General features: G+C 42.9%; 14 protein-coding genes and 1 riboswitch. Of the genes, 4 read left to right on the top strand and 10 right to left on the bottom strand.

Going from position 1 to position 12,642, the window contains the following annotated elements; genetic code table 11:
- Positions 1–4 precede the first annotated feature (4 nt).
- Together E2R65_RS18015 and E2R65_RS18010 are read left to right on the top strand one after the other, a co-directional pair.
- On the top strand, positions 5–745 hold the full coding sequence (locus tag E2R65_RS18015; RefSeq protein WP_134337887.1) for a hypothetical protein: 741 nt from the start codon (positions 5–7) through the stop codon (positions 743–745).
- A gap of 64 nt (positions 746–809) precedes the next feature.
- Positions 810–1,097: a hypothetical protein gene (locus E2R65_RS18010; protein WP_134337886.1), complete on the top strand. Its 288-nt coding sequence runs from the start codon at positions 810–812 to the stop codon at positions 1,095–1,097.
- On the opposite strand, the gene E2R65_RS18005 is transcribed toward E2R65_RS18010, so the two are convergent.
- The 3 genes from E2R65_RS18005 to E2R65_RS17995 all read right to left on the bottom strand — a co-directional run bounded on the left by E2R65_RS18005 (position 1,078) and on the right by E2R65_RS17995 (position 3,786).
- Positions 1,078–1,818 carry a DUF72 domain-containing protein gene (locus tag E2R65_RS18005; protein ID WP_134337885.1) on the bottom strand — a complete coding sequence of 247 codons (741 nt, stop codon included), beginning with the start codon at positions 1,816–1,818 and terminating at the stop codon, positions 1,078–1,080. The genes E2R65_RS18010 and E2R65_RS18005 overlap by 20 nt on opposite strands.
- A gap of 66 nt (positions 1,819–1,884) precedes the next feature.
- Positions 1,885–3,165, bottom strand: a complete 1,281-nt coding sequence (locus E2R65_RS18000) for a DNA polymerase Y family protein (RefSeq protein WP_204986332.1) — start codon at positions 3,163–3,165, stop codon at positions 1,885–1,887.
- A 96-nt stretch (positions 3,166–3,261) separates the two neighbouring features.
- Positions 3,262–3,786, bottom strand: a complete 525-nt coding sequence (locus E2R65_RS17995; protein WP_134337884.1) for a DinB family protein — start codon at positions 3,784–3,786, stop codon at positions 3,262–3,264.
- A 134-nt stretch (positions 3,787–3,920) separates the two neighbouring features.
- On the opposite strand from E2R65_RS17995, the gene E2R65_RS17990 reads away from it, so the two are divergent.
- Both E2R65_RS17990 and E2R65_RS17985 read left to right on the top strand, forming a co-directional pair.
- Positions 3,921–4,502: a hypothetical protein gene (locus tag E2R65_RS17990; RefSeq protein WP_134337883.1), complete on the top strand. Its 582-nt coding sequence runs from the start codon at positions 3,921–3,923 to the stop codon at positions 4,500–4,502.
- A 1-nt stretch (position 4,503) separates the two neighbouring features.
- Complete coding sequence (locus E2R65_RS17985) at positions 4,504–5,154, top strand: hypothetical protein (RefSeq protein WP_134337882.1); 651 nt, start codon at positions 4,504–4,506, stop codon at positions 5,152–5,154.
- A 126-nt stretch (positions 5,155–5,280) separates the two neighbouring features.
- Here E2R65_RS17985 and E2R65_RS17980 read toward each other — a convergent pair whose 3' ends face one another.
- The 7 genes from E2R65_RS17980 to E2R65_RS17955 form a co-directional block, all read right to left on the bottom strand.
- Positions 5,281–6,582 carry a DEAD/DEAH box helicase gene (locus tag E2R65_RS17980; RefSeq protein ID WP_134337881.1) on the bottom strand — a complete coding sequence of 434 codons (1,302 nt, stop codon included), beginning with the start codon at positions 6,580–6,582 and terminating at the stop codon, positions 5,281–5,283.
- 25 nt (positions 6,583–6,607) lie between these two features.
- Positions 6,608–6,994: an acyl-CoA thioesterase gene (locus E2R65_RS17975; protein ID WP_134337880.1), complete on the bottom strand. Its 387-nt coding sequence runs from the start codon at positions 6,992–6,994 to the stop codon at positions 6,608–6,610.
- A 73-nt stretch (positions 6,995–7,067) separates the two neighbouring features.
- Positions 7,068–9,392, bottom strand: a complete 2,325-nt coding sequence (metE, locus tag E2R65_RS17970; RefSeq protein WP_134337879.1) for a 5-methyltetrahydropteroyltriglutamate--homocysteine S-methyltransferase — start codon at positions 9,390–9,392, stop codon at positions 7,068–7,070.
- Between the two features lie 175 nt (positions 9,393–9,567).
- Positions 9,568–9,761: riboswitch (cobalamin riboswitch) on the bottom strand.
- 57 nt (positions 9,762–9,818) lie between these two features.
- Positions 9,819–10,298, bottom strand: coding sequence for a nucleotidyltransferase (locus E2R65_RS17965; protein ID WP_134337878.1), 480 nt, complete (start codon positions 10,296–10,298; stop codon positions 9,819–9,821).
- Positions 10,299–10,301: 3 nt separating this feature from the next.
- The gene (locus E2R65_RS19675) at positions 10,302–10,466 is read right to left on the bottom strand and encodes a hypothetical protein (protein ID WP_158285296.1); all 165 of its coding nucleotides are present in this window, start codon (positions 10,464–10,466) and stop codon (positions 10,302–10,304) included.
- A 54-nt stretch (positions 10,467–10,520) separates the two neighbouring features.
- The gene (locus E2R65_RS17960; RefSeq protein WP_134337877.1) at positions 10,521–11,276 is read right to left on the bottom strand and encodes an EcsC family protein; all 756 of its coding nucleotides are present in this window, start codon (positions 11,274–11,276) and stop codon (positions 10,521–10,523) included.
- Positions 11,277–11,290: 14 nt separating this feature from the next.
- A complete protein-coding gene (locus E2R65_RS17955) occupies positions 11,291–12,610 on the bottom strand; it encodes a BamA/TamA family outer membrane protein (RefSeq protein WP_134337876.1) in 1,320 nt (439 codons plus the stop codon).
- Positions 12,611–12,642: the final 32 nt, after the last annotated feature.

Raw genomic sequence — 12,642 nt, 5'->3', positions numbered from 1 at the left:
CATAATGAATTTAAGGAATTATTTATTCGTAACTGTGCTTGGCTTATTAATTACCGGCTGTGGTAGTAAGGATAATAAACCGGCTGCCGGTAAAAGCGTTGCTGCCCGGCCGGCTGTGATGCAGCCGTTCCGCTTTCATAAAGCTATTGAGGTATCGCCGGGGCAAACCTATGATGTGGTAAGCTGGGGCAGGGGATCAACCCAAACAGGGGCGTTTGCCATACTGCATTCAGATTCGGCCGCGATGAAATATAATACAACCACCGGCGACCTGGATGGTACGATAAGCGATGTTTTTAATGCTGATATGGATCTTGATGGTAACCCCGAGATATTGATCCAGTCGAAAGGGAAAGACACGGTTAACTATGCTAAAATTTATGCCTTTGAGTTTAATAACAACAATGTTAATAAGCTTGATTTCCCGAAGTTAACCAGGCAGCAAAAAAAAGGTTACCGGGGCAATGATAATTTTTATATCAGGGATGGAAAGCTTATTCGTGAGTTTCCGATATATAACAGTAATGATTCTACCGCAAAACCTACCGGTGCAAAACGCTTGTTAGAATATGGCCTGCGCAGCAACAGCTTTACGGTTACGCAGCTAAGTAAGGATTCTGCATCGGTTAAAAACGACAAACAAGTTATAAAACAAGACGCACCCGAGAAGAAAAGATCTGTTAGCAGTTCTAAAAAACGTAAGCATACCGAAACTAAAAAGAAGCGACGCAGGCGCAGGGGGTAGTAATAACTATACATTCATAGCAGGTGGTTTGGTATAACTAAGCCACCTGTTTTAATTTAAGTAAATGATATTAGAAGATTTTTTGTACCGCCTTAAACTGGAATACCATACACTGCATACGTTGAACACAGAAACTTATTACCAGCGCCTGGCAAGCCTTTTTGTGGTGCTGGAGTTGGATGGCGATAATCTGAACGCCGAACACGACCTGGGTTTAGACCAGGTACTCGAAAAAATGAACGATATTAATGAAGACGACCTGCACCAGGATCTTTCGCCGGAGGAGCTTGCTTTGCTGATCAAAAAAGTTAAAACTGGCCTGGCGCTCCTGATCAATCAGATAGAGGCATAGTTAAACCTGCCATAAGCATCATTGTTTTAGCATTGTGTATGGCATGGGTTTCTACATCATTATTAAAATACAGCCAGGCTTGTTTAATTTTGGGGTTTGCAATAAGCGTGTCTGCTATATTTTGCAGATATACTTCAGTATAGCAGGAACGGTAAAGATCAGGCACGCCATGAAAACGGTAATATACAACAGGTGTATTTGATATTACTTCATCAGGCAGGGTAGGGTGGCTCATCCCGCAAAAAGCGATACCATGTTCGGCAAGTTTTTGATATACATCTTCCTGCCACCAACTGGGATGCCTTGGTTCCAGCACATTACTAAAAACAGGGTTAAGTGCTTTAATTATTTTTTCTAATTTCTCTTCGGTATAATTATAGTTTGGGGGGATCTGAAACAGCACCGGGCCAAGCTTGTTTTTTAAACCGTTGTTTATGGTATCGTAAAAACTGTTTAACAGATCAGCGGTATCATTAAATTTTTTATAATGTGTAATGGCCCTTGGCGCTTTTACGGCAAACCTAAATTCGGGCGGGCTTTTAGCATACCAGTTTTGCAGGAATGCAACCTGCGGGAAACGATAAAATGTAACGTTTAGCTCAAGCGTACTAAAGTGCCGGCAGTAAAAATCAAACCACCTGGCCATAGCCAGCTTTTGGGGGTAAAATGTGCCCCGCCAGTGTTTATAATAAAAACCCGAACAGCCGATATGCCAATCCATAGTATTATAAAAGCCAGCAGGTGTAATTTGTTTTATTGAAACAGATAATCAGATATATGATGCAGATCAGGTGGTTTTGTAATCCAGGTCGGTAAGGTCTTTTACCGAGCCAAAACCTATTACGTCCTTTATTACTTTTCCATCAGTCATCTCCACGGCGCGTATCAGCTTGTCAGATCCAAATTTATCTTTTATCTGGTGCATGGTTTTCAGCGCAGTTTCCTGTTTATCCATGTCTTCAAACAGGCTGTAAAGCATATTGCCGTTATTTACAAAATTGGTTACGGCAACCCGCATCTGGCTTATTTGGGTATTTAAGATAGGCCCGCATTTTGCTGCTTCTTCAAATTTTGCCATCCGGATGCGGATCATGCGCATCAGGCTGATGGCATCCTGCACGGGGGTGCTAATGGTAAAGGCATCATCCCAGCGGGTATCATCGGTATAGCGCACGGTAAAGCCTACCGATTTGCAATAAAATTTATGATGTACCATGCGTTTCTCCAGCGTCAGGCAAAGTGTCATAAATAATTGGTCGATGTAATTGATATGCTGCCTTTTCTCTGCCGAGATCTGCCGCATGGCCTGCATGCCTTTGTATTCATGCGCTACAATATTAGTTTCGATGAAATTCAGGCGATAATGCCAGTAAACGCCGTCAATACTTTTAAAAATACTACGTAAGCGTTCGGGAGGGGTGTAACGCATTTCCAGGGGCGTTTTAACCCCGGCCCGCTCCAGCCTGTATGACATGTTTGCACCGATGCCCGGCAGGTCGCCCAATTTTAATTCGCCCAAAACGGCATCAATATTTTGCGGGGTTATCATCATCAATCCATCCCGTTTTTTACCGCGTACAGATGCCAGCTTGGCTAAAAATGCATTAGGCGCAATACCAACAGAGCAGGTAAGCCAGTCGCCCACCTTGCTCAAAATATCCCGTTTGATGCTAATGGCCATTTGCATGGGGTCAACATTCTCATAATTGCTAAAGTTTAAAATAGCCTCGTCTATACTTTTGGGTACCACATCGTTGCAGTACTCGCGCATTACATTTATAATTTTGGTGTGATACTGCCGGTAACGGGCAGGGTTGCTTTCAACCGGGATAAGTTCCGGGCATTGCACAATGGCATCGTTAAGGCGCATCCCAGCTTTAAGGCCACGCTCTTTAGCCTCGGTAGATAAAGAGATAACGCAGCCGTATTTACCGGTGTACACACAAACCCCCACCGGGCGGCCTCGCAGCCAATAGTTTGCCTGCTGCTCGCAACGGGCAAAATAACTGTTCATATCTATGAACAATACCCGCGCCTCTACCTTTATCTCTATTTTATTTTGGTTCACAATTACAAATTTGCTAATTATTTTAGCAAATTCAAATGTTTGTTAACAAAAAAGCCACTCTAATTAAGAATGGCTTTATACGAGTTAAAATCCGGGTTAAAACAACATTTCGTTTGGCGGAGTTACACCTTTTAAACGGATGTAAATAGTTGTTTGGCCGCGGTGATGGGTTTGATGCTCAAATGCTTTTGCCAGCAACGCGCCTTTTTTTACCTTCATATCTTTACCCATAGATACTTCTTCCTGAAATTGCGCCTCAGTCATACCTTGTATGGCTGTAATCGCAAAATCGTAGCTATCCATTACGGCTTTGGTAACGGCTTCTTTGTTTTGGGCAACTGTTTTTTCTAAAGACGTTTTACCAAGCGGACTTGCTTTGCCGCTGATCGTAGATAAAAAGAAGTAGTTAGCATCGCCAATGTGCAGCATCTGCTCGGCAAATGTTTTTACCTGCGGGGTTGCTTTAAGGGTGTAACCATCATCAGGCATGGCATCCAAATAAGCTTTGGTGTACTTTTTAGCACGCTGCCATTCGCCAACAATCTGGTCTTTGGTCATCTGTGCAAAAACGGTTGAACAGGCGAAGGTGAACATCACCAGCAAAAAGGATAATTTTTTCATAACAAGGTTAATTTAGTTTATATCAAATATACTTTTTTTAAATTTTAGCTGCCAAACTCTTATAAAATTAAAACCATCACTCCGAAGAGTTGTTAATTGCAAACTCATCAAGTCCGAATATCAATCCGTTTTTTATGAAAAAAATTCTTTTTTGCCTTTTGATATTATTTGCGGGGGGCGCCGTGGCCCAGGATGCTCAAATAATCAAGAAAGATTTTGAAGCCATCGTAGCCTATACACATCAAAAAAATATGGATAAGGTGATTGATATGACCTATCCGCAAATATTTAAAGTGATGCCCAAAGCCCAGATGAAAGCGATGGCTAACGGCGCCTTAGATGGCATGGGGATTAAAACCATATTTGAAGAAGTGCCGCTGATGCTGAAATTGAGCCCTGTTAAGAAGTTAAAGGATGCAACTGTTTGCCTTGGTAAATACAATCAAAGCCTGGTTTTAGAATTTAAGAACCCATCGTTGGTTGATATGATGGCTAAAACAAAGATGAAGGATACAAGGATAGAAAAACTTGGCGCTAATAAATTGCGAATGAAGGGCACGCAATACCTATTGGCCATTAAAGACAAATACACTAATAACACCTGGAAATACCTGCGTTATGATGATGAAGATGCGGCCACCAATGGCAAAATCTTATCTAAAGAAATAATTACTGTGGCTACACAACTAAAAACTGCATTAACCAACCTTAACTAATATGAAAAAGACAGCTTACCAACTAATGATACTTGCTGCGTTAGCATCATGCAAAAGCAAAACTAACAATGCAACACAAGCCGATACAGCAATTAACAAAGCCGAGGTAAGTAAAACATCGCCGGATGCAGTTGCGAATAATACGCCTGTTGCCATAGCGCCTTTTGATATTAATAGTATCCCGGTTACTGATAAAGACCCGGGCAAATTCCCGTATTTGGGTTTGCCGGATAAGTACACTTTTGATTATCATAAAGAAGCCAGCGCCGCCAGCATCAACAATATGGATAAAGAGTACTTTGCTGTAAATGGCAAACTAATACCGCAGGAAGGCAAAACTTTTAAAACTCATATTGAGTTGCCCAATGCCGAAGGCAAGTTTAGCAGCATGGTGGTAAGCAAATATTACAATGAAGCCATTAAAGCTTTAGGCGGTGTGCAGGTAAACCATGTTGCCGTACCCAAAACCCAGATAGATAGCGTAGGGAATAATGAACTGGTTGACAAAAAATACGGTTATTCTATCGACTACAATCTGCTGGATGATATTAAAACTTACGTTATTCGCACCAAAACCAAACAGATCTGGATCCAAATGACGCTGATGAACGAAGAAAGCGGTAAGCTAACTGTTTTAGAGAAGGCTAATTAATATCGAATATACTTGTCGTGCTGAAAGGTAGTGAAGCATCTATTGGCCACCATGCATTGTTGTAATTGACAATTCACTAATAGATCTTTCGCTATCGCTCAGGATGACAGTTTAGGAGGATAATAGCTACCTTGATATGTCTATCTTAATTTTACGCCCTTTAATTTTTTCGTTCTTTACCAAAGCAACCGTGCGCTCTATTAAATTGCGTTTTACGGCGGCGTACGAGGAATGATCCAACACTTCAATCAGACCAAGATCTTCTTTAGCCAATTCGCCTTTTTTAAGCAGCAGGCCTACAATATCTACTTTGTTTATTTTATCTTTTTTGCCTGCGGCGATGTACACCGTTGCCCAGGGCGATAGGGACGGTATAAGCGTTTTTTGAGGCAATATCTCTTCTTCCGGCATCTCATCTATATAGGCAGGCTTTTCGCCGGGGGATAATAGCAGGTAGGAGGTACCAGTTGCCTGCATCCTTGCCGTGCGGCCGTTGCGGTGTATAAATGCTTCCTGGTTATGCGGCAGCTGGTAATGCACCACATGTTCTATCTCGGGGATATCTAATCCGCGCGAGGCCAGATCTGTAGTTATTAAAATATGGTGGCTGCCATTCCGGAATTTGAGCAGTGCGCGTTCGCGGTCGTCCTGCTCCATGCCGCCATGAAAAATATCATGGGGCAAGCCCATGTCATACAACAGATCGCTGATACGGTCTACAGCTTCGCGATGGTTGCAGAATACCAGGGTAGGCTTATCGCTTATCTTACAGATTAGGGCAAACAATGCGTCCAGGCGGTCGGCAGGTTCGCATATCACTACTTTTTGTTTAAGATCCGGGGTTGATGCCGCATTACTCAGATAATCTAACTTTGCGGGGCGGTTAATGCCGGTAAATGAAGGGATACTATCCATCTGCGTAGCCGAGGTAAGGATCCGCTTTTTCAGGTTAGATAGTTGCTTGATGATGTAAGCCATATCCTCCTTAAAACCAAACTCTAATGATTTATCAAACTCATCTAGTATTAATGTGGTAACCGTTGATGTATCAAAGGTTAAGCGGCGCATGTGGTGGCCAATACGGCCCGGCGTGCCCACAATTACAGCGGGCGGCTGCGACAGGCTGTTCAACTCTATTTTAAGCGGATGACCGCCGTAAAAACAGTTTACCTTAAAGCCGCTGCCCATGTTGCGAAATACCTGCTCAATCTGTAATGCCAATTCGCGCGAAGGCACCAGTATCATTACCTGTACAGTATTGATTTTATTATCAAGCAGATCCAGCAAGGGCAATAAAAAACCTAAAGTTTTACCAGAACCAGTAGGCGACAATAGTATTACGTCGCCTTTTTTTGCGGCGGCTATGGCCGCCTGCTGCATTGGGTTAAGGGCTGTTATCTTTAAGTTTTGTAGCGCTTGCTGTATCATAAGGGGCAAAGATACGCTAAAGCTGCTACTTAATTATCCTTACCGGTTTCTTATGGTCATCTATCGCTACAAAGGTAAAGCTGCCATGTATGGCCAGTTCGCGGCCTTCGGCATACATTTGTTCTACATAAATTTCTACATCAACTTTCAGGCTGGTATTACCTACATGGCTAACCCTGCCAATCAATTCTACAATGGTACCGGCTGGAATGGGTTTCTTAAAATCTATTTTATCGCTGCTAACGGTTACCATTACCTGCCTGCTAAAACGGGTGGCCGTAATAAAGGCAACCTCATCCATCATGTGCATGGCGGTGCCGCCAAAAAGGGTATCGTAGTGGTTGGTGGTGTTAGGGAAAACGGCTTTAAAAATGCGCGTTTCTGATGCTTGTATTCTTTCGTCTGATGTCATATCTGTGGTAAATATACAGCCTCACCCAAACCCTCTCCAATGGAGAGGGCTTTAAGTTTGGCATTTGTTTAAATTATATTGTTAAAGGTTCTTCTACCGTGGCGCGCATTTCTTTGGCAGCGGCTACCATTTCTATCAGTGCCTTTTTAGTTTCATCCCATCCGCGGGTTTTAAGGCCGCAATCCGGGTTTACCCAAAGTTGCTTATCAGGTATCACCGCCCGGGCTTTTTTAAGCAGGTGGGTCATTTCATCCTTATTTGGCACACGTGGCGAATGGATATCATATACTCCCGGGCCAATCTCGTTAGGGTACTTAAAATCGGCAAACACATCCAATAACTCCATTTGCGAACGCGAGGTTTCGATAGTGATCACATCGGCATCCATAGCCGCTATATTCTGTATAATATCATTAAACTCAGAATAGCACATGTGCGTATGGATCTGCGTATCATCCTGTACGCCACTTGCCGAAATCCGGAATGCTTTTACCGCCCAATCCAGGTATGCTGTGTGGTCGGCCTTGCGTAAAGGCAGGCCTTCGCGGATGGCAGGCTCATCTATCTGGATAATCTTGATACCTGCCTGTTCCAGGTCGCAAACTTCATCGCGAATGGCCAGTGCAATCTGCGTACAGGTTTCAGACCTTGGCTGGTCGTTCCGTACGAAAGACCATTGCAGAATGGTTACCGGCCCGGTCAGCATTCCCTTCATCCACTTATCCGTTAAAGACTGTGCGTAGGCCGACCATTTAACCGTTATAGCTGTTGGGCGTGATACATCGCCATAAATAATAGGTGGTTTTACACAGCGGCTGCCATAGCTTTGTACCCAACCGTTTTGCGTAAAAGTAAAACCCTGCAGTTGTTCGCCAAAGTACTCCACCATGTCGTTACGTTCAAACTCGCCGTGCACTAAAACGTCTAAGTCAATTTCTTCCTGCCATTTAACGGCTTTTTGGGTTTCTTCGGCTATGCAGGTGTTATATTGTTCCTGGGTTATAGCGCCTTTTTTTAACTGCGCACGCCAGCTACGTACCTCTGCAGTTTGCGGGAATGAGCCAATAGTTGTGGTAGCAAACAAAGGCAGGTTTAATAACTGCTGTTGTTTTTGCTTGCGCGATGCGAAGGTAGCCGATCGTTTTGAATCACTTTCTGTTATGGCTTTAACGCGTTGTTTTACAATTACGTTATGGATAAGTGCTGAAGTTTTACGCGAAGCATGATCATGTTGATTCTCGGCCAGCTTATATCGTGTGCCCACGCCGGCATCATTCGCCGAAAGGCTTTTTAATAAGGCAATCTCGTTAACCTTTTGGCGGGCAAAAGCCAGCCATTGTTTAATTTGGGGCGTAAGTACTTCGGTATTATGCTCATTCTTCAGATCAACAGGCGAGTGGATAAGCGAACAGGAGGGTGCTATCCAAACCCGCTCGTGGCCCAGTTTTTCTGTAGCTTTTTTGATCATAGCAAGCGAAGCATCAAAATCGTTTTTCCATACGTTACGGCCATCTACTAAACCTAACGACAGGATGGTTTTAGCAGGAAGAAGATCAAGTACTTCATTCAGTTGCTGTGGCGCACGCACTAAGTCGATATGCAGGGCATCAATTGGTAGGGAAGCAGCCAGTTCTGCATTACTGCCTAATTTTTCAAAGTAGGTGGTCAATACAAATTTCAGACGGGGGAAATCTTTACGCAACTGCTTGTAAGCATCGCGGTAAGCCTGCTGTTCTTTTTCGTTCAGGTCAAGCGCCAGGAAGGGCTCATCAAACTGGATCCATTCGGCACCTAAGTCCTGTAGTTTGCTCAGGATCTCCGTATAAACAGGTAATAAGTTTTTCAGCAGGTCAATCTTTTCAAAACCGGCTTCTTTTTCTTTACCTAAAAGCAGGTAGGTAACCGGGCCAATCAATACGGGTTTAGTAATAATCCCTAACTGTTTAGCCTCATAAAACTCATTAGTTATTTTGGTAGAAAACACCTTAAACTGCTGGTTCTTATAAAACTCGGGTACAATGTAGTGGTAGTTGGTATCAAACCATTTGGTCATCTCCATCGCTACTACATCCAGCCCATTCTTTTGGTAGCCGCGGGCCATGGCAAAGTACAGGTCCAACTCTTCGTTACCTTGTTTCAGCATCACCTCGTTGTACCGTTTTGGGATAGCGCCAAACATCAGGGAATGATCCAGCACATGGTCGTAATAAGAAAAATCGTTTGAGGGTATCAGGTCTATCCCTACATCCTTTTGCATCTGCCAGTTATCGTGGCGGATGGTTTTACCTACAGTAAGCACATTTTTATGCCCCGTTTTGCCTGCCCAGTAACCCTCGCAGACTTTTTTCAATTCGCGTTGGCTACCAATACGCGGGTAGCCTAAATTTTGCGTTAGCATTGCTTTAATTGATTAAATGAATAAATCGGTTAAAAGCCCGTTTAGCTAAACTTCGCAATGCGTTTTGAGCGTGGGTTGATGGAAAAGTATGGATACAGCACTCCCTTGCATAAAAATACAGGTTGAAATCAAAAAACTATATCAAACACAGACCATTGCCCCATACCGCGAAAGCATTGTCAATTCGGTATGGCAGGTCTCCTGACTTGTAACATTTTTGCCGCCCTTCCCAACCGTTTTAAGACAGTCAGTGGGCATATACATTGGCAAAAACCTTTTGTGTTACTTACAGTTGCGCGACAGTTAGTGATTTACACACTATTCCCTATTAATCTACAATTAAGTAAAACCTATACCGGTTGATGAAGGAAAGTAAAGAACTTACATCGGCCCAAATGTAAGTAATAAGGACGAGGAAAAGGAGGGTTAGCTATTTTCTCTTAATTTTTTGATCTCTTCTAAAGCATTGATATCAATTTGATCTTTGGGACGATTGATGATTTTTTTATTTTGAATAAGTTGATTAATATGCAAAAACGGCACACTCACACCTTCAATATCCGCAACAGACGCCATTTTTAAACACTCATCAAATGTGTAACCTTCAAGGCCTTTCATATCAACCATTAAATCCAGGCTCATGCCATTCTTTAATCGAAATTCTGTCCACCCTGCAATAAATTGCATGTATTCCAGCATGGGGTAATCACCCATATCACAACTTATGAAAGCTTTACGCAGGTTCACTCTGTTTTCCAGCGTATCTTTTAACCAAACATCCATGTCGCCTGTAAAGCGTTGAAATCCATGAAAATTAATGGCATAACCACCAATAATAATATATTGAACATTATTTTTCTGAAGAGCTGTCCAGAAACTCAGAATGTCTTCATCAAAGATATCCACCGGTTATTTACTGATAAATGGTTTGTGAGTTATTACAGCCTTTTTCATGGTTTGCTGTATTTTATATAATCGGGTGCACATCTCAAAGCGCTCTTTATAAGTTCGTTTTAAACCTTCTTTAAGGTGTTCAATTAAGGCGTCATCAACGTTTGTATCCTTTTTATCCATAGCGCTACCATCAAATTTAAATAAAATGCCGGTATCTTACAAACAGCCTGTATGCTATTGCAATAACTTAAACGCCGGCGACAGATAGTTTAGTTTCATGATACGCATCCTAAAACAATTTATGGCGGTATCGCCCAGTTGGGCAATCAACTTGTAGTTGGCAATGGCGCCAACCGGTGCACCTATAACGGGTAATAACTGGGCCATTTTAGCCAGGTCGATGTAGTCTCGGTATTCCTGCTGAAAGATCCGCCAGTCAAAGTTTTCTGCATGATCGGGCAACTTGCTGCTGTAAGTATCCCAATCCTGTAAAAGCAGGTAAATCTCGTTTCGCCTTTGCTGGCTGGAATAAGCAAGCTGAAATATATACAGCAGATAAAGCCGCTCTTTATAATTTTTAACATCATAGCCGTACAGAGAGGCAATATTAAAAAGTAGCTTCATTTTTATACCGATAAGCACCGGGAAATCTGCAAAGCCCATTAAAATACCCCCGGCTCCGGTAATGGCACCTTCTACTGCTGCTGTTTTTTGATATAGTGTTATTTGCTTTTTAACGTGGCTCTCTCTTAACAAAAGGGAAGCATCTGGTGGCAAGGTAACGCTTGTAGTATATTTAATACCAAATAGGGTGGCCTTAACCATCTTTTCGATAGTAACGGTTATCACCTGATGAACTTTTTCGGGGATCCAGCCATTGATCTTGTTCTGCAAAGATTTTGCAATCCGGTTTGACAGCGAGGGGCCTTGCTGCATTTTTTGCTTCCAGGCCTGCAATTCGTTTAAAGCTTGTTCTTCGTACGCTATCATCAGTTGTTTAGCCTTTAAAACGCTTCGTTCAATCCCAAAAAGAAGCCTCGTGCGCCATATTTGCCCCAGGCATAGTCCAGGCATAGGTTGGTGCGCGTTGCCTTATTAAATAACACCCGCAGGCCACCGCCATAACCCGGCTGCCATTTTTCGAACAATTTGGTGCCCACTTCGTCGTTAGCAGTTTGCAGATTAAAAAAGGTAACGCCGCTTATAAACTTATTTTTTAAGATCGGGAAACGATATTCTACTTCCGAGTAATCGTATTGGGTACCCTTAAAGTAGCCGGTAGTATAACCGCGGCCGCTGCGGAATGCACCGTCCCTGGCGGTACCCGGTAATTCAAGATAAGGTATGGCACCGCTTATCTGATATGCACCCCAGTTCCAGAATGCAATAACATGCTCCGGGTGGCTTTCTGATAAGCTAAAGTATTTCCTAAAATCGGCAGTAAACTGCAATGCGTTTTTAGAACTGCCCATCCAGGTTTGGTTAGCCCTGAATCCCGCATCAATATAAATGCCTTTGTAAGCGCGGTTCTGGTTATCGCGTGTGGTATATTGTACATTAAAAAGTAACCCGTTCGCCGAATAGCCCTTCCGGTCAAACCCATAACGGTCGCTGTAAATGTTATACGGGGTTAGGTCGCTGGTAGAATTCCTGTCCTCAATGTTTCTTCTGATATCAAAAGATACACCTGCACCAACAAATAGCCCTTTACTCACTTCTTTATATGCTTTTTCTCTAAAGTTGAAAAACAAGGAGTGCAGGGCGCGGCCTTTTCGCTCGGGGTTGGTTAAAATAGCGTTCTCGGGGCTGTTTGTGGCGCCATTACCTATGCCCAAACCAAAATCGGGCGTAACCGTTTTGGCTGCCACCAGGTTACCCTGAAAATTCCACTTATTGCCTGGGGTGTACACGTTGTGGTTAAGATAAAAATAGATGATACCCTTCGTGGTGATAGATGCCGACGTGGCTGCAACCGATAGGAATGTATTTGGATCTGAGCCTAAAACGCGGCCCGCAACCGCCTTGATGCCAATTTGCGAACCAATACTTGGGTTAGAGGCAATATTAGGTATAATGGTGATGCCCGATGGCCTTTTAATAACCGAATCTGGTTTCTTTTTTGGGTGGAAGATGTCTTTAATAAGGTCACCTATATCATACTGTTTACTAAGATCTTCTTTTTTAGGAGTGATGACCGTATCTTTTTTCAAATTTGCTGATCCAACGGTACTCTGGCCGTAGCTGCTGTTGCAAAATGCAAAGCAAAACAGCAAAGGTAAAAGCTTTAATACGGGTATCCTGATGTAAGTAAAATTTTGCTGCATTTAAATAAGATAAGTTTCGTGCTTTGTAAATA

Source organism: Mucilaginibacter phyllosphaerae, assembly GCF_004378255.1.
Lineage (GTDB): Bacteria > Bacteroidota > Bacteroidia > Sphingobacteriales > Sphingobacteriaceae > Mucilaginibacter > Mucilaginibacter phyllosphaerae.
Note: the sequence above shows the minus strand (reverse complement) of the source record. Positions and strands in the feature narration are given on the sequence as shown.